General features: G+C 60.8%; 23 protein-coding genes and 1 other RNA gene. 10 read left to right on the top strand and 14 right to left on the bottom strand.

Features of this window, described 5'->3' with window-relative positions:
- Nucleotides 1–43: 43 nt before the first annotated feature.
- Complete coding sequence (locus tag WA302_RS08515; protein ID WP_049204931.1) at nucleotides 44–328, bottom strand: RnfH family protein; 285 nt, start codon at nucleotides 326–328, stop codon at nucleotides 44–46.
- Complete coding sequence (locus tag WA302_RS08510) at nucleotides 321–755, bottom strand: type II toxin-antitoxin system RatA family toxin (protein WP_033648948.1); 435 nt, start codon at nucleotides 753–755, stop codon at nucleotides 321–323. The genes WA302_RS08515 and WA302_RS08510 overlap by 8 nt, the downstream gene beginning before the upstream one ends.
- 161 nt (nucleotides 756–916) lie before the next feature.
- On the opposite strand from WA302_RS08510, the gene smpB reads away from it, so the two are divergent.
- The gene (smpB, locus tag WA302_RS08505; protein WP_016929804.1) at nucleotides 917–1,399 is read left to right on the top strand and encodes an SsrA-binding protein SmpB; all 483 of its coding nucleotides are present in this window, start codon (nucleotides 917–919) and stop codon (nucleotides 1,397–1,399) included.
- A 49-nt stretch (nucleotides 1,400–1,448) separates the two neighbouring features.
- Nucleotides 1,449–1,812, top strand: a transfer-messenger RNA (tmRNA) gene (gene ssrA / locus WA302_RS08500).
- Nucleotides 1,813–1,909: 97 nt separating this feature from the next.
- Here ssrA and WA302_RS08495 read toward each other — a convergent pair.
- From WA302_RS08495 to WA302_RS08480, 4 genes are all read right to left on the bottom strand, one after another.
- Nucleotides 1,910–2,257, bottom strand: coding sequence for a DUF6404 family protein (locus WA302_RS08495; protein WP_043138333.1), 348 nt, complete (start codon nucleotides 2,255–2,257; stop codon nucleotides 1,910–1,912).
- A gap of 103 nt (nucleotides 2,258–2,360) precedes the next feature.
- Nucleotides 2,361–4,022, bottom strand: coding sequence for a DUF2534 family protein (locus tag WA302_RS08490; protein ID WP_261456799.1), 1,662 nt, complete (start codon nucleotides 4,020–4,022; stop codon nucleotides 2,361–2,363).
- Between the two features lie 69 nt (nucleotides 4,023–4,091).
- Nucleotides 4,092–4,508, bottom strand: a complete 417-nt coding sequence (locus WA302_RS08485; protein ID WP_261456800.1) for a DUF2946 domain-containing protein — start codon at nucleotides 4,506–4,508, stop codon at nucleotides 4,092–4,094.
- Nucleotides 4,509–4,620: 112 nt separating this feature from the next.
- A complete protein-coding gene (locus WA302_RS08480) occupies nucleotides 4,621–5,073 on the bottom strand; it encodes a GNAT family N-acetyltransferase (protein ID WP_261464803.1) in 453 nt (150 codons plus the stop codon).
- Nucleotides 5,074–5,171: 98 nt separating this feature from the next.
- Between WA302_RS08480 and WA302_RS08475 the strand changes: the two genes are divergently transcribed.
- Nucleotides 5,172–5,906 carry a class I SAM-dependent methyltransferase gene (locus WA302_RS08475; protein ID WP_025303969.1) on the top strand — a complete coding sequence of 245 codons (735 nt, stop codon included), beginning with the start codon at nucleotides 5,172–5,174 and terminating at the stop codon, nucleotides 5,904–5,906.
- Nucleotides 5,907–5,965: 59 nt separating this feature from the next.
- On the opposite strand, the gene WA302_RS08470 is transcribed toward WA302_RS08475, so the two are convergent.
- Nucleotides 5,966–6,466 carry a GNAT family N-acetyltransferase gene (locus WA302_RS08470; RefSeq protein ID WP_025303970.1) on the bottom strand — a complete coding sequence of 167 codons (501 nt, stop codon included), beginning with the start codon at nucleotides 6,464–6,466 and terminating at the stop codon, nucleotides 5,966–5,968.
- A gap of 85 nt (nucleotides 6,467–6,551) precedes the next feature.
- Here WA302_RS08470 and WA302_RS08465 point away from each other — a divergent pair, with 85 nt between their 5' ends.
- Nucleotides 6,552–7,478, top strand: coding sequence for a LysR substrate-binding domain-containing protein (locus tag WA302_RS08465; protein ID WP_025303971.1), 927 nt, complete (start codon nucleotides 6,552–6,554; stop codon nucleotides 7,476–7,478).
- Here the strand turns inward: WA302_RS08465 and WA302_RS08460 are convergent.
- Complete coding sequence (locus tag WA302_RS08460; RefSeq protein ID WP_336063530.1) at nucleotides 7,473–7,988, bottom strand: DUF1543 domain-containing protein; 516 nt, start codon at nucleotides 7,986–7,988, stop codon at nucleotides 7,473–7,475. The two genes, WA302_RS08465 and WA302_RS08460, sit on opposite strands and share 6 nt — an antisense overlap.
- Nucleotides 7,989–8,108: 120 nt before the next feature.
- Here WA302_RS08460 and WA302_RS08455 point away from each other — a divergent pair, with 120 nt between their 5' ends.
- The gene (locus WA302_RS08455) at nucleotides 8,109–8,291 is read left to right on the top strand and encodes a YodC family protein (RefSeq protein WP_025303973.1); all 183 of its coding nucleotides are present in this window, start codon (nucleotides 8,109–8,111) and stop codon (nucleotides 8,289–8,291) included.
- Between the two features lie 32 nt (nucleotides 8,292–8,323).
- On the opposite strand, the gene WA302_RS08450 is transcribed toward WA302_RS08455, so the two are convergent.
- Nucleotides 8,324–8,602: a GNAT family N-acetyltransferase gene (locus WA302_RS08450; RefSeq protein ID WP_025303974.1), complete on the bottom strand. Its 279-nt coding sequence runs from the start codon at nucleotides 8,600–8,602 to the stop codon at nucleotides 8,324–8,326.
- A 1-nt stretch (nucleotide 8,603) separates the two neighbouring features.
- Complete coding sequence (locus WA302_RS08445; protein WP_025303975.1) at nucleotides 8,604–8,834, bottom strand: (4Fe-4S)-binding protein; 231 nt, start codon at nucleotides 8,832–8,834, stop codon at nucleotides 8,604–8,606.
- Nucleotides 8,835–9,026: 192 nt separating this feature from the next.
- Between WA302_RS08445 and WA302_RS08440 the strand changes: the two genes are divergently transcribed.
- Nucleotides 9,027–9,440 (top strand): DoxX family protein, encoded by a 414-nt coding sequence (locus WA302_RS08440; protein WP_016929826.1) that lies wholly within the window; start codon nucleotides 9,027–9,029, stop codon nucleotides 9,438–9,440.
- Nucleotides 9,441–9,490: 50 nt separating this feature from the next.
- On the opposite strand, the gene smrA is transcribed toward WA302_RS08440, so the two are convergent.
- Nucleotides 9,491–10,063, bottom strand: a complete 573-nt coding sequence (gene smrA / locus WA302_RS08435) for a DNA endonuclease SmrA (protein ID WP_043138356.1) — start codon at nucleotides 10,061–10,063, stop codon at nucleotides 9,491–9,493.
- Between the two features lie 184 nt (nucleotides 10,064–10,247).
- On the opposite strand from smrA, the gene WA302_RS08430 reads away from it, so the two are divergent.
- Both WA302_RS08430 and WA302_RS08425 read left to right on the top strand, forming a co-directional pair.
- The gene (locus WA302_RS08430; protein WP_004928976.1) at nucleotides 10,248–10,583 is read left to right on the top strand and encodes an MbeD/MobD family mobilization/exclusion protein; all 336 of its coding nucleotides are present in this window, start codon (nucleotides 10,248–10,250) and stop codon (nucleotides 10,581–10,583) included.
- A 67-nt stretch (nucleotides 10,584–10,650) separates the two neighbouring features.
- Nucleotides 10,651–11,097, top strand: a complete 447-nt coding sequence (locus WA302_RS08425) for a DUF1198 family protein (RefSeq protein ID WP_025303978.1) — start codon at nucleotides 10,651–10,653, stop codon at nucleotides 11,095–11,097.
- A gap of 26 nt (nucleotides 11,098–11,123) precedes the next feature.
- Here WA302_RS08425 and WA302_RS08420 read toward each other — a convergent pair whose 3' ends face one another.
- The 3 genes from WA302_RS08420 to WA302_RS08410 all read right to left on the bottom strand — a co-directional run bounded on the left by WA302_RS08420 (nucleotide 11,124) and on the right by WA302_RS08410 (nucleotide 13,733).
- Nucleotides 11,124–11,462, bottom strand: a complete 339-nt coding sequence (locus WA302_RS08420; RefSeq protein WP_025303979.1) for a DUF2002 family protein — start codon at nucleotides 11,460–11,462, stop codon at nucleotides 11,124–11,126.
- A 102-nt stretch (nucleotides 11,463–11,564) separates the two neighbouring features.
- The gene (locus WA302_RS08415) at nucleotides 11,565–12,737 is read right to left on the bottom strand and encodes an MFS transporter (protein WP_025303980.1); all 1,173 of its coding nucleotides are present in this window, start codon (nucleotides 12,735–12,737) and stop codon (nucleotides 11,565–11,567) included.
- 90 nt (nucleotides 12,738–12,827) lie between these two features.
- Nucleotides 12,828–13,733, bottom strand: coding sequence for a LysR family transcriptional regulator (locus tag WA302_RS08410; protein WP_197828144.1), 906 nt, complete (start codon nucleotides 13,731–13,733; stop codon nucleotides 12,828–12,830).
- 105 nt (nucleotides 13,734–13,838) lie between these two features.
- Here WA302_RS08410 and WA302_RS08405 point away from each other — a divergent pair, with 105 nt between their 5' ends.
- Complete coding sequence (locus WA302_RS08405; RefSeq protein WP_148123705.1) at nucleotides 13,839–15,221, top strand: MFS transporter; 1,383 nt, start codon at nucleotides 13,839–13,841, stop codon at nucleotides 15,219–15,221.
- Nucleotides 15,218–15,598, top strand: coding sequence for a DUF4440 domain-containing protein (locus WA302_RS08400; RefSeq protein WP_043138374.1), 381 nt, complete (start codon nucleotides 15,218–15,220; stop codon nucleotides 15,596–15,598). The genes WA302_RS08405 and WA302_RS08400 overlap by 4 nt, the downstream gene beginning before the upstream one ends.
- The last annotated feature ends 83 nt before the right edge of the window (nucleotides 15,599–15,681 follow it).

The following is a 15,681-nucleotide window of genomic DNA, read 5'->3' as shown; positions in this document are numbered from 1 at the left end:
AGAAAACCGGTTCCAGATAAAAAAATAAGGCGCTATAAGCGCCTTATTTTTTTGCCTTTTCTGCCCGTTGCCGGCGCAGCTCTTTCGGATCGGCGATCAGCGGCCGGTAAATCTCCACCCGGTCGCCATCGTTCAGCCTATCGCCCAGCTTGGCCGGGCGGCTGTAGATGCCGATTTTATTGCTTTTAAGATCGATATCCTGGCGCAGCTCCAGCAGGCCCGAAGCCTGGATCGCCTGCTCGACGCTGCTGCCTTCGGCCAGCTTCACCTTGCGCAGGTACTGCCGCTCCGGCAAGGCGTACACCACCTCGACCTGGATGTCAGACACTGTAGACCTCTTTCGCCCGCTGGGTGAATGCCTGCACCATGTTGCCCGCCAGCTCTTTGAATACCTTGCCGAACGCCAACTCAATCAGTTTGTTGGTGAACTCGAAGTCCAGGTGCAGCTCCACCTTGCAGGCCTCTTCGCTCAGCGGCGTGAACTGCCAGCCGCCCATCAGCTTGCGGAACGGGCCATCGACCAGCTGCATATTGATGCTCTGGTTATCCAGCAGCGTATTGCGGGTGGTGAAGGTCTTGCTGATACCGGCCTTGGCGACGTCCACCGCGGCGGTCATCTCGTTGGAGGTAGCGTTAAGCACCCGGCTGCCGGTGCAACCTGGCAGAAAATCGGGATAAGAATGAACATCGTTAACCAACTGATACATCTGCTCGGCGCTGAACGGCACTAATGCAGACCGACTGATCTGGGGCATATCATTTCCTGTAAGACATAAAACGTACAGATAATACCATTTATCTGGCGGCAAACAAAAAATCTGCTAAGGGATGAGGGCACCAAAAATGCGAAAAATTGCGCAGGTGCTGAACGGGAAAGGATTTCTTTCGCTGGAGCATCCAGTATAATGAACGCACTATGACAAAGAAAAAAGCACACAAACCCGGTTCCGCCACCATTGCCCAAAACAAGCGCGCGCGTTTCGAATACTTCATTGAAGAAGAGTTCGAGGCGGGCCTGTCGCTGCAAGGGTGGGAAGTTAAATCGCTGCGTGCAGGCAAAGCCAACCTCAGCGACAGCTACGTGACGTTCCGTGACGGTGAAGCCTATCTGTTTGGCGCCACCATCACCCCGCTTAACGTGGCTTCGTCGCATGTGGTGTGCGATCCGACGCGTACCCGTAAACTGCTGCTGAACCGACGCGAGCTGGACACCCTGCTCGGCCGCGTCAACCGCGACGGTTACACCGTGGTGGCCTTGTCCCTGTATTGGAAAAATGCCTGGAGCAAGATCAAGATCGGCGTAGCCAAAGGCAAGAAAGAGCACGACAAACGCGATGACATCAAAGATCGCGAATGGCAGACGGCGAAAGCCCGTATCATGAAGCACGCCAATCGTTAAGCCGCTGGCTTATCGAGGTAAACTTCTGGTATACTGCACAAAGTTACTTGGGGCTGATTCTGGATTCGACGGGATTTGCGAAGCCCTAGGAGCATGCCGAGGGGCGGTTGGCCTCGTAAAAAGCCGCAAAAAAATAGTCGCAAACGACGAAAACTACGCTTTAGCAGCTTAATACCCTGCTTAGAGCCCTCTCTCCCTAGCCTCCGCTCTTAGGACGGGGATCAAGAGAGGTCAAACCCAAAAGAGATCGCGTGGATGTCCTGCCTGGGGCTGAAGCGTTAAACTCAATCAGGCTAGTCTGTCAGTAGCGTGTCCATCCGCAGCTGGCCGGCGAATGTAAAGATTGGACTAAGCATGTAGTGCCGACGGTGTAGTAATTTCGGACGGGGGTTCAAATCCCCCCAGCTCCACCAAATACGTCGCCAGTGAACCAGATAGACCCGGCGATAATAGCGAAAAAGCCCGCAACTTCGGTTGCGGGCTTTTTTGTGTCTGTTCGTCACCAACGTGTCAAAGCGAGTTCCAGTCCGGCAGCCTGTTCGCCTTTTTCCGCCTGTAGTGGAAAAGCGCCATAAAAAAGCCAAACAACAGGCCGGCGGCGAGGCTTAATGTCAGGGCCTCTTCACCGGTATATCCCTGATTTTTCCATACCATGAACCACATCAGCACGCCCCACAGCGGGCCAAACCAAATGCCGAAGAACAGCATATTCAGCCAGAAAGGCGCAAACGGCGGCGGTGGCATATTCACATCCATTCGCCACAGCAGGCGCAAGATTGGCGGCGCATAGTTGCTCCGCCACATCTTCTTTTCCTCCATCAGCGCTATCGCCTTGTCCCTTCGTTGTTCAAACGTCATCGTTCGCTTCCTTTCAGTGGAAATTGCCTATCCGGTGAGATGATACGCGCTTAAGCCCCATTCCCAAATATCCGGCATGCCCGCAGGCATGCCGGACGCTACCTCACCGCCCCTCTTTCTCCCCCAGGAAGAAATACCACAGCGGAATGGAAAGCAGCAGGGTGAACACCAGCGTATACAGCAGCACCATCAGGCTCTGCATGATCACCATCTGTGCGCTCCAGTCACCGATCGGCAGCTGGAATTGCTCGACGGTGCCGCCAAGTATCGCTCGGCCCATCACGCAGCCGACCGCCAGCGCCACCGTCGCCACCGCCGCGCGGAACTTGCGCACCTCGGCGCGGCGGGCGGCCGCTTCCGGCGTTTCGTCCCGGTGGCTTTGCCGTTGGCCGCGCCAGCGCCACATGTCCACCAGCAGCAACGCCGCGAGGCTCACGCCCATCACCGGCAGGCAATACCCCAGTGCGGAAGCCACTAGCAGCGTGGCGGCGCGCGCCGGTAGGGAAAGCGCCAGCCAGGCGGCAACCAGCGTATGCACCGGATGCTGCGCCCCCGCCGCCGGGCGGCGACTCCACCACATGCGGTAACCCAGCGCAATCATCAGGCACAGCCCGAGGCCGAACGCCGCCAGCAGCAGCTGATTCGGCAAGCCGAACAGAATGCCCATGTGGGCGTCGATGCCCCAGCGGGTCAGCTTGGCGATGAGTGGGAAGGTGTCGAACCGCACCTGATCGATGACGGCGAAGCTTTGCGGCGCGATGGCAACCGCGTCCACCTGCGTCGGCCAGCTGCGATCCACTTCGGTTACCGTCCAGGCTTTGCCCTCGCCTTTCGGCTGGCGCAGCTCGACCTTGGCGGCGTCGATCCCGGCGGCGCGCGCAGCGTGCAGCGCCCGATCCCAGTCGCCGTTCAGCGCATTGGCCTGCACGGCAGGGTTCATCTTCATGCCCGGCATCATCCCGCGGTGCTCGGCGTGCGGATCGGCCGGCATCTGCGGCGCATCGGCCTGCAGGCTGGTGTTGACCTGCGGCGTCAGCCAGCCCAGGTTGGCCCGCAGCGCGTCGATGTTGCCACCGGCCCACTGCGACCAGGTCAGCCCGGTAGCCGAGAAGAACAGCAGCCCGGCCAGCAGCGCCACGCCCAGCGTGATATGCCAATGGCGGCTGGCGGCGAAGCCCCCTTTTGCCCTTTTCAGCTTGCGCTTCGGCCGCGTCGCCAGCCACAGCGCCACGCCACCCAGCGCTGCCACCCACAGCCAGGAGGCCGCCAGCTCGCTGTAGTTGCGCCCCAGGTCGCCGAGCAGCAGGCTGCTGTGTAGCTTGTCCAGCCAGGTGCGCAGCGGCAGCACGCCAGAGGTGCCGTACACCGTCATGTCGCCCTTGATCGCCAGGGTGTAAGGATCGACAAACAGCGCGCGCGACTCGGAAGCGCCCAGATCGGCGCCCGCGAACTGTACGCGCGTGGTGTCCATTGCGCCGGGTGCCGGACGCACGGCGTAAATGCGCGCCTCGTCACCCGCCACACGGCGGGCGGCGGCGATCTGGTCAGCCAGCGATCTCGCCTGCCCGTGCGGTTCGGTGAAAAGCGCATCGCGATACAGCGCCTCTTCAAGCTGCGGGGTCAGCACATACAGCGTGCCGGTCAGTGCGGCGACCAGAATAAAAGGAGCGACCAGCAGGCCGATATAGAAATGCAGCCGTCTGATCAGGTTCAGCATCGCGCCACGCGGCGATGCGGCAGGTGGAGTTTTGGTTATTGAAGACATGGCCTTTCTCGTTTTTCAAACTGTGCGCAGGCAAACCGTCCGCAGCGATACGGACGGCATTACCCATGATCAAGCAATAAGGAAAAACGGCTGGCCGGGCGGCCCGCGCGGGCTTGGCCGCAGAGTAAGGCGCCGAAGGAGCGGAGAAACGATACGCGGCGCGCAAGGCAGGCGCGCGATGCGCGTCATCAGCCACAGCAGCGGGACGAATGCCCACAGCAGTAGCGGCACGTGGATCAGCAGCTCGCAATAGCCGCAGAAAGTCATCTCCGCCGGGTCCATGCCGTGGTGGCCGGCATGTTCGGCGGCGGGCATCGCCATCCCGTGCATGTCGTGCGGCATAGCGGCTGCCGACTGCGTCATGCCGCCCATCATCGGGTGGTGCGTCAGCGATTTCGACACCACCGGCGCCACAAACAGCAACAGCACCGCCATAATGGCGATGCAGGCGGTAAAGCGTTGCTGTAGCTGGCGTGACACTCTCATCGCGGCGGCGAATTAACCCGGTCGGTGGCGAACAAGCGGCCAGTGTAACCCGCGATGCGCGATGAGGTGAAAGAAAAGTCAGGTTTGTCTTACGCGCCCCCGGCGAGGGCGATCACAGCGCCCGCGAATAGACCCGCGAGGCTTCGCCCCAGGGGTGATACCCGAGCCCGTTATAAACGAAGCCGCTGCGTTCGTAGTACCCTTCCAGATCGGTGCACAGGTGCAGCTGCGGGAAGCCCAGCCGGCGGGTTTCCGTCGCCACATGCTCAATCAGCTTGATGCCGTAGCCCCGGCCGCGCTGCGTCTCTTCTACGTAGAGCGCACACAGCCAGGGATACAATTCCCCACGGCTGATAAAGTCGTTGGTAATCAGCCCTGCGCAGCCGAGGATTAGGTCATTTTCCATCAGCAGGTACCACTGCGGCAGCGGGTTGGCGGCGCCGAGGCTGCGGTTGATGGCGTCTTCATACATCATCAGCGTTTCTTCCGTGGCCCAGTGCCGCTGAAAATACGCAATGGCGCGCGGCGCCAGCTCGGGCGCTTGCCGCACCGAAATCATGTCCATCGTCATTCCCGTTACTCATGTTGTCAGCGTAGAATTATGCAGCAATATGCACGGTATGGCAGCGGCATTCCGCCGCCGTCATTCACTAAGGAGTCATCATGACGCAAAACATCTATGACAATCAGGCCTTCTTCGACGGCTATGCGCAGCTCAGCCGCTCGCAGCACGGCCTGGACGGCGCGCCGGAATGGCCCGCCATCCGCCGCATCCTGCCGGATTTGCAGGGCAAAAGCGTGGTCGATCTCGGCTGCGGCTACGGCTGGTTCTGCCGCAGCGCGCGCGAACAGGACGCCGCCGACGTGCTGGGATTGGACGTCTCGGACAAGATGCTGGCCAAGGCGCGGGAGATGACCGCCGACGCGGGTATCGAGTACCGTCGGCAGGATTTGGCGCAGCTGCAGCTGCCGCCGGAAAGTTACGATCTGGTCTACAGCTCGCTGACGCTGCACTACCTCGAGGATTTGCCCGCGCTGTTCGCCACGGTTTACGCCGCGCTGAAACCCGGCGGGCAGTTCATCTTCACCGCCGAGCACCCGATCTATACCGCCCCGGCGCAGCAGGGCTGGCTGACCGACGGTAACGGGCAGAAATCCTGGCCGGTCAACGGTTACCAGCGAGAAGGCCAGCGCGTTTCCAACTGGCTGGCGGAAGGCGTCATCAAGCAGCATCGCACGCTTGGCGGCTATATCAACCCGCTGGCGCATCAAGGGTTTATCATCCAGCATTTGAACGAATGGGGCCCCAGCGCGCAGCAAATCGCCGCTAATCCGGCGCTGGGCGAAGAGCAGGAGCGCCCGATGATCTTCATTCTCGCCGCCCGCAAACCCGCCTGATTGATCCGCAGTAAACCGTTCACATCACCACAGTTGGGGAGGCCGCCTCCCCCCAACGGCTATTGTGCCGGCAACGCCGCCCCGTGCGCCGCGAAGTGCGTCAGCGCCTCGCCTTCCATACGATAGCGCACCCACTCGCCCTGCGGCTGCGCGCCGATGCTGAGGTAGAAATCGATGGCCGGTTGGTTCCAGTCCAGCACGCTCCACTCCAGGCGACCGCACTGCCGTTCGCACGCCAGCTGGGCGATGTGTCGCAGCAGCTTTTTACCGGCGCCCGCGCCGCGATGCTTCGGCGCCACGTACAGGTCTTCCAGATAGATGCCATTTTTACCCAGCCAGGTGGAGTAACTCATAAAGAACACCGCATAACCCGCCGGCTCGCCGTTCACCGTACAAATCAGCGCTTCGGAACAGGCGCCCGGCCCAAACAGGCTGCGTTCGATGTCTTCCACGCTGGCCAGCACCTGCTCGCGCGCCTTTTCGTACACTGCCAGCTCGATAATCATATCCAGAATCAGTTTGGCGTCGCTTTTTTGCGCCGGATAAATCTCAATGGTCATGGCAAATCCTGAGTGTGTTGATGACTGTGCTTGCCAGCATATCGCGCCTCCAATACTGTATGAACTGCATTTTCATCAACAGGTAATGAATATCATGCATCTGGATTTGAAACGCCTCGATCTCAACCTGCTGCTGGTGTTCGAAGCGGTCTATCGGCTGCGATCGGTGACGCGCGCCGCGGCGGAGCTGGCCCTCAGCGCGTCGGCGCTGAGCCACGCGCTGATCCGGCTGCGCAAGGCGCTGGCGGACGAGCTGTTCTACCGGGTCGGTAACGACATGCACCCGACGGTGTATGCCGACAGCCTGGCTCCGACCGTCAGCGAAAGTCTTGCGCTGCTGGCCAAAGGGCTGCATCCGCGCCCGCGCTTCGTCCCCGCCGAAAGCCGGGAGAGCTTCACCTTCGCCATTACCGATTACACCGCCTTCGCGGTGTTTCCCGCGCTGATGGCGCAGATGCAGCGCCTGGCGCCCGGGCTGTCGTTTCAGCTGCGCTATTCCGAGCGCAAGGTGGCGCTGAACGATCTGCTGGCGGGGCGCATCGACTTCGCGCTGGGCTTTACCGAAACCGATGGCGAAAGCTACCCGGAGATCGACGAGGTGAGCTGGCTAGAGGATGAGTATGTGGCGATCTGTTCGCCCGCGTTCAGCGCGAAATACGGCGAGCTGACGCTGGAAAACTACCTGCAGGCGCGTCATCTGGTGGTGACGCCGTGGAACGAACAGCGTGGCGTCATTGACTACCAGCTCGACAAACTGGGGCTGCAGCGCGATATCGCCATCCGCACGCCTTCGCTGCTGGGCGCGCCGTTCATCGTCGCCGACAGCGAACTGGTGATGAGCATGCCGCGTTACGCCGCGCAAAAATTGCGGCAGGCGGCGGCGCTGGATATCCACCCCCTGCCGTTTCCGGTGCCGCCGTATCAGATCAAAATCTACCTGCACCGCAAGAACGGCCGGCCGGAGGCCTGCCGCTGGTTGCGGCAACAGCTGCAAGCGCTGGCGACGTTATAACGCGGGTTCGCCGATCGGCAGATACCCCTGCCACAGCGGCCGGGCCGGTTTGCCGTGCGGGTTGGCCCGCAGATGCACGTGGTAGCCCTGCAGCGCGTGCAGCAGCAGGCAGTCGTCCACCTCGGCCAGGTCATCCTTGTGCTGCTGCGCACTGTCCGTTAGCAGCACCCGTTTGGCTTTCTCCTTCGCCTCGTCGGCGGAACGCGCCACAAACAGGCCGAACTGGTGCAGTTCCGCCAGCTGATCGCTGCGGTAGCCGCCTACGTTGACGAAAAACAGCCTCTCTTCACCGGCGAACGGCGCAGGCTCCAGGCTCACGTCGTAACCGTCCGCCCAGTCGATGCGCGCATAGCCGTCGACATGCACCTTGCGCTTATCGCCGAACCACTTTTCACGCAGCAGCGGATACGCCTCTTCCGGCCGATCCGCCGCCGCGAACTGCACGTCGTGCAACTCAATATTGGCGCCCGGCGCCGTACCGCCCACATAAAGCATCAATAATCCCGGCATGTTAGTCTGCTCTCCTTAGTGATAATCGCTGTATAAATCAATACATAACGAAACTCCTGCCAACGGCGGCGGCATTCTGTGTTATCAATAGATGAGGTTTAATCTGTTGTGGAGGAACGCATGGCATTCAATATCGGTGATTTTGTACAACGCACCACCGGCGGCCCAAAGATGACCGTGGTAGCGATCGACGGCGAAACCCTGGTTTGCAGCTGGAATGAACTGGGTAAAGAGCAGCGCACGGAAGTGCAGGCCAGCGACGTGGCGCTGTACCACGAAGACGGCGATTTCGGCGTCTGCTGAATGACCGGGGCGCGCCGCGCCCCGTTATCGCCTCAGGCGCGAATGTCCTGATAGGCTGGGGTGGTATCGAACTCATGCTTGGCGAACGGGCATAGCGGAATGATTTTACGCTGCTCCGCGCGCATTTTCTCCACCACCAACGCCACCAGCTTTTTGCCGACGCCCTGCCCCTTCAATGACTCATCCACCCAGGTGTGATCGATTATGGTCAGCTTGTCGCCGCTCGGCACGAAAGAGATCTCGGCGATCAGCTTGCCCTGCTCATCATTGATATAAAAACGCTTCTCGTCTGCCAGTATTTTATGATCCATATTATTTCTCCCTATATTTCAGTGCGCCGCTGGGGCAGGTGTCGATAACGCGTTTCACCTCGGCCGGCTCGGCATTGTCCGGCATAATCCACGGGCGGCGGTTCAAGGTGAATATAGCCGCGTTGCCGCGCACGCAGTTGGCGGAATGGCGGCATATCGCGCTGTTAAAATAAACGTCAATCTTGTCGCCGGAATAACGACGGTAACCAGCGGCGGTCAATTCCTCATCCATCTTGGCCTCACATTGCCTGTTTTATTGTTTTTGCTCCAGGCTCAAGTATAGGCAATGCCGTCGGCTTCACCACGCGTCTCACCCAACGAAAAAAGTGGCGCAACCGCCCGTCGCCGCTAGAAAAAAACGTAAATTGTTCTAATCTTTATTCAGTAAGACAACATAATTCCGACAGTGGCTAAGGAGTTCGAAATGGGTGATAGCTCAAAAGACGGCGTAATTCTGCTGTCCCGTATTCTACTGATGGTTCTGTTTATCATTTTCGGCTGGATGAAACTGGTCAACTTCGGTGCAACCGTCACGGCGATGGAAGGCTATGGCACGCCGATGCCTTATTTGGCGGCGATCGTTGCCGTGGTGGTGGAGTTTATTTTCGGCATCGCGCTTATTCTCGGTCTGTTTACTCGCCCTATCGCGGTCATTTTCGCCCTGTACGTGTTGGGCACCGCGTTTATCGGCCATCCGTTCTGGAAAATGACCGGCATGGAAATGATGGGCAATGAAATCAACTTCTTTAAAAACATCAGCATCATTGGCGGCTTGCTGTTGCTGGCGGTAACCGGCGCCGGCCGTTATTCGCTGGACTATAAAATATTTAATAAATAATTCATCGATGGCCGGCGATATTCGCCGGCCATTTTATTTCGGCTATCCTTTCAACGGCTGCGCTTGGCGTGGCGCTCAAAGTTTTCTGCCTTGGCCTGCGCTGATTTACGCAGCGTGACATAGCAGGCACCCTCGCCGCCGTCGCGCGGTAAGGCGCGGCAAAACGCCTGTACCTGTTCAAACTGTGCCAGCCACTTGGCGAGGTAACTGCGCACGATATTCGGATGGCTTTCGTTCTGCCGCCCGCGGCCGTGCACGATCAGCAGCGAACGCAGGTTTTGCGCCTCCGCCTGCACGATGAAACGAAACAGCGCCTGCCGGCTGGCCTCGACCGACTGGCGCAGCAGGTTCAGCGACGCCTGCGGCGGGTAACGGCCGTTGCGCAGCTTGTCCAGCACGCCCTGCTGAATGCCTTCCCCTTTGAACTCCAGCGGCTGTTCACAGGGGATCACCTCGAGAAAATCGGTGCTGAGGAAGTTTTCCTGCATCAGCCGCTGCGCTTCGCGCCGCGCGCTTTTGTCCACCGCCTCCTGCGGCTTGAGGTACAGCGTCTGCCGTCCACTCTCCAGCGGCACCACGTCCGCCATCGCCTGTTCAAAAAAGTCTTTTTCCTGCTCGCTCATGTTCCACCTCTCTTGAACGGCAGCCTTTACGGCCGGGAATGGGGTCGATTGTAAGACGCCTTGGCGCGGTTGCAAGCCGGGAATTGTCAGCGGCATTTGTCTCATTTGTCGTCAACGGGTGAGCTTGCGAACAGTTTTCGCTATACTGCTAAGCCATCATTGAGTGCCGCAAAGGATCGAGCCCATGACAATGCGCGAGCTGGAAATCCAGTTTCAAAATGCGATGAATGAGTTGCAGAGCAGCTTCGAACGGCAACACCGCGAATGGCAGCAGAGCTACCAGGCGCTGCAGCAACTGCTGGAAGAAGCCAAACAGCGCGAAGCCGCGCTGCGGGCGCAGAATGAACAACTGGCGCGCAAACTGAGCACCGCCAGTTCGGTGCCGGAACAGCATGCACTGGTCAAGCAGATCAAAATGCTCGGCGCCCATCTGGACGCGCTGGCCAAAGACGCGGCCACCTTCAATCACCACCTGCGCCAACAGAGCGCGGTCGGTAATTTCAGCGGCGAACAGCATTGATAGCGGGCGCTGTCGCACAGCGCCTCCCGCCCCTCTTCTGGCGTATTGAGAGTGTAATAAAGCCTAAATGACCTGGATCATCCTCGCCGCCCTGATCGTCGTATTCATTATCGGTTACCGCATCTTGACGTCCGACACCCGCAAAGCCATCGATTCGCTGGCCCATCTGCTGAGGGTCAAGCCGATGCTGATCGAATCGATGATCCAGGAAATGGGCGGCCGCCAAAGCCAGACCTTTATCCGCATGCTGAACAACGGCTACACCGAAGAGATGCACCAGGCGGCTTATCTGCTGTTCATCTACCTGACGTTTATCAAACAGGCGGACGACGAGCAGATTGCCCTGTGGCGTGACGTGCTGCTGCGCGCCGGGCTGTCACCGGAGCTACACGCCGAGCACACCGAAGCGGCGCTGTTTTACTTCGCCGAGCTGGATATTGATGCGTTTGAACTGGCGCAATTCCGCCGCGCCTACAACGAGCGTTTCAACCGCGAAGCGTTGGCCCACGGCTGATAGCGTCCCCCGGGTCGGGGGACCGATTACAGGAACATGCTGTAAAGGTAGCGCGAAAGCGCTTCGCGCGAGCTGAAGCCGTGTGCGATGCCGTAGCGCTGGTTCGGGGTGTCGCTGCTTAAATCCAGGGGAAACTCCAGATACTGCTCGCTGAAGCGCACCGGGGAGGTCGGCGTGGCGAAATGCACGCTTCTCTCTTTCAGCGCCGGGTGGATCACCAACGCGGTTCTGCCCATCCGCGCTTCGCGATTCACATACACGTAGTGTGCGCCCTTGCGGTAACCATAGGCCTGATCGGTGACATAATCACGCTCAAAGCCGGTATTCTCCAACACTTTAGCCACTTCATCCGGCCGTAAATACATCGATTCCTCCTCTCATTCTGGACCGCTGAGCGACCTTACCGTAATCATTCACCGAAACAATGATTTTCTGGGAAGGAATCCGGGTTTCGGACTATTCCTGAATCAGGCCCGGCTGCGCTGCAGCAGGCGCAGGGTGAGCAACACCCCGAGCGCCACCAGCAGCGCCGCCGCCAGATAGATCGACGGCACGCCCATCTGCCCGATCAGTAGCCCGGCCAGCGGGCCGGTGATGCCCAGCGCCAGGTCGAGGAACGCCGAATAGGTGCCGAGCGCCGTGCCCTGGTTCTGCGGCGGCACCTGTTTCACCGCCTCGACGCCCAGCGCCGGGAACACCAGCGAGAAACCGGCGCCGGCCAGCAACGCGCCGGTTTGCACCATCCAGGGCTCGCCGGCCTGCCAAATCAACAGCAGCCCGACGATCTCAACCAGAAACGACGCCAGCGTCACCTTCAACCCGCCGTGGCGGTTGATGACATTGCTGAAGATCAGGCGAATGCCGACGAAGGCGCAGCTGAACAGCGTCAGCGAAAACGCCGCGCCGCTCCAGCCTTTGTCGGCGTAGTAAAGGGTGATGAACGTGGCGATCACGCCGAAACCGACGGTGCCCATCGCCAGACCGAGACCATAGGCCCAGATGCGGCCGAACACCGCGCTAAAGGCGATGCGCTGCCCGGCGGCGATCGAGACGTCCGGCTTGCCGCTCGCCAACAGCAGCGCCACCGCAACCGCCAGCACGATCAGCGCCGCCACCCCGGCCAATCCCCACTGCTGATTCAGGTACACGCCAAGCGGCGCCCCGGCCGCCATCGCCCCGTAGGTGGCAACGCCGTTCCAGGAAATCACCCGCGCGGTGTGCATCGCCCCGACCCGGCCGATGCCCCATAGCGTGGAACCGGTGCTGGCGAAGCTTTCGCCGACGCCGAGAAACACCCGCCCCACGCACAGCAACAGCAGGCTGAGCCACGGGTAACCGTCAACGCCGAACGCCAGCGCGTAAAACAGGCCGCTGGCACCGCAGCAGGCCAGGCCGAACAGCACCACCTTCTTCGGCCCCAGCTGATCGGCGTAACGCCCGGCGTGCGGGCGGCTGAACAGCGTGGCGAAGTATTGCGCGCTGATGATAAGGCCCGCCAACACCGAGTTGTAGCCCAGGTGGTCATGCACAAATCCCGGCAACACCGCCAGCGGCAGGCCGATGGTCAGGTAGCAGACGAAGGTGAACATCACCACGGACAAAATACGTCGGTTCAGCTGGAGGTTATTTTCTGCGGTCATCGAAGGTGGCTCGCATCGGACGGGGTAGACGAAGCCCTCCAGCATACCCCGATGAGATTTGATGATAAATGAGAGAGTTATAACGAATTATTATTTCGCTAACGATTTTGCCGCCACCCGCGCGCGCAGAAAATCGATAAACGCCCGCACCTTCTCCGGCACGTGACGGGTATTCGGGTAGAGCGCATAGATGCTCTGCTCAGGGAAACGGTGATCCGGCAGTAACCGCTGCAGCCTGCCGGCATCGATGTCGGGCTGCGCCAGCCACGCCGGCAGCAGCGCCACCCCGGCGCCATGCAGGGCGAACGCCAACAATGCCGCAGCGCTGTCGCCGGTAAGCGTGGCGGCGTCCGCAACCTTGAACAGCACCGCTTCGCGCTGCGGCGTGACCACCTGCCAGCTGAGCGGCGAACTGAGCCGGCTGTGGGCGATCCACTGCGCCTGCGCCAGATCCGTCAGCGAATGAATCGGCCGGTCGGCCAGATAACCCGGCGACGCCACCGGAAAAATGGCAAAGCTGTCGATCAGCGCCGCGCGATGGCTGGAATCCACCAGTTGGCCCAGACGGATCGCCACGTCGAAGCGCTCAGAGATCAGATCGGCATGATAAGAAGAAGAGACATGCTGGATGCGCAGCCGCGGATGCTGTCGCGAAAATGCCGCCAGCGCCGGCACCACCACCTGGGCGCCGTACTCCGGCGTGCTGGTGATACGCAGCACGCCGCTCAGCCCGTGATGATCGCGACGCACGTCGTCCAGCACATTTTCCGCCTCCTGCAGCAGCTGCAGGCTGCGCTGGTAGAAGCGTTCGCCGGCATCGGTCAGCGACAGCCGCCGGGTGCTGCGCGCCAGCAGTGACACCCCCAGCTCGTTCTCCAGCTGCTTGACGTTAAAGCTCACCACCGCCTTGGTTTGCCCCAGCGCCGCCGCCGCCGCGGTAAAGCTGCCCGCTTCCACCACTGCCGCAAAGATCGCCAGACGCTGCAAATTCAGCATTTCGTCGCCCTTATTGTCAAAATAATTTTGACAGTGTAATCGCCCGCCGCCGATTTATCCGCACTTTTCCCCCCGATACACTGCTCGCCTTCAACCGGAGGCACCATGTCTTATCGCAGCAAAGTGGCAATCGTCTATCTGCTCGGCTTTTTCGTCGATCTGATCAATATGTTTATCGCCAACGTCGCCTACCCCGCCATCGGCCAGGTGATGCGGGCGTCGGTCAGCCAACTGGCGTGGGTCAGCAACGGCTATATTCTCGGCCTGACGCTGGTGATCCCGCTCAGCGCCTGGCTGGCGCAGCGCATCGGCGGACGGCGGGTGTTTCTGCTGTCGCTGGCGTTGTTCATGCTGGCCACCCTCGGCGCGGGCAACGCCGACAGCATCGGCGCGCTGATCGGCTGGCGCACCCTGCAGGGCATGGGCGGCGGCTTGCTGATCCCCATCGGCCAAACGCTGACCTATCAGCTGTACCGCAGCCATGAACGCGCCGGGCTGTCGGCCGCCATCATGTTGGTGGGGCTGCTGGCACCGGCGCTGTCACCGGCGCTGGGCGGCTGGCTCGTCGATCGGTTGGACTGGCGCTGGGTGTTTTTCGCCAACCTGCCGCTGGCGGCCCTGGCACTGGCGCTGGCGGCGCTGTGGCTGCGTGCGGAAACGCCGACGGCGGCGCGCAAACCGCTCGACGCGACAGGATTACTGAGCGCCTGCGCGGCGCTGACGCTGCTGCTGCTCGGCCTGACCCGGCTGAGCGAAGCCGGCCATCAAGCTTCCGGCGCGGCGCTGCTGGCCACCGGTCTGCTGGTGCTGGCCTATTATCTGCGCCATAGCCTGCGTACCCCGCAGCCGCTGCTGAACCTGCGGCTGGTCGCCGATCCGCTGCTGCGCAACGCCATGGCGGTTTATTTGTGCATTCCCGGCCTGTTCATCGGCGTCAGCCTGGTGGCGATGCTGTATTTGCAAAACCAGCTGGGGATGCCCGCCGCACAGGTCGGCGGCCTGATGCTGCCCTGGGCGCTGGCGTCGTTCCTGGCCATCACGCTGACCGGCAAAAGCTTTAACCGCCTCGGCCCGCGGCCGCTGCTGATCGCCGGCTGTCTGTTGCAAGGCGCCGGCATGCTGACGCTGGCGCAGATCGATCAGGCCGGGCAGCACGCGTTGCAGATCGCCGCCTTCGCCCTGATGGGGTTCGGCGGCAGCCTGTGCAGCAGCACCGCGCAGAGCAGCGCGTTCCTGCAGATCCCCGACGGCCAATTGGCGGACGCCAGCGCGCTGTGGAATATCAACCGCCAACTCAGTTTTTGCCTCGGCGTGGCGCTGCTCAGCCTGCTGCTGAATCTGCTGCTGACCGTGTTGCCGCCCGCGGCGGCCTACCGAACCTGCTTCATTCTGGCGGGCGCCAGCGTATTTATCCCGCTGTTGCTGTGCCTGCGCCTCGCCAACCGCGCCATCGTGCGCCAACTCAACGCTCAACAGGATGCTTTATGAACCCGTATTTTACCGAAGTGATCGACGCCCACATCGCCATTGAACGCTGGCTGGGCAAAGGCGCCGGAGAAGAGCAAGCGCTGCTGGCGCGCTTTACGCCGGAATTCAGCATGATCGCGCTGAACGGCGCGCCGCTGGATTTCACCGCGCTGTGCGCTTTTTTCCGCGCGCATCGCGCCGCCAAACCGGGATTGGAAATCGAGATAGAAGAGATGAAGCTGGTGGCCGAATGGCCGACGGGCGCGGTAGTCAGCTATCGGGAAAAACAGAGTCTGCCGGGACAAAGCGCCACGCTGCGCTACTCCACGGTGGTGTTTGAACGCCTGCCCGACGCGCTCGGCTGGCGGCATTTGCACGAAACTGCCGCAGCGCAATGATCACAGGAAGCTGCCGGCCAAAAACAATTCCCAACCGACGATCACCCCACACAGGGTTACCGCGCTGAAAATGACTTCAAACA

Origin of the sequence: Serratia sp. 201, from assembly GCF_037027545.1 — a bacterium.
GTDB lineage: Bacteria > Pseudomonadota > Gammaproteobacteria > Enterobacterales > Enterobacteriaceae > Serratia > Serratia bockelmannii.
The sequence above is the reverse complement of the archived record's forward strand: the minus strand, read 5'-3'. Positions and strand labels throughout refer to the sequence as shown.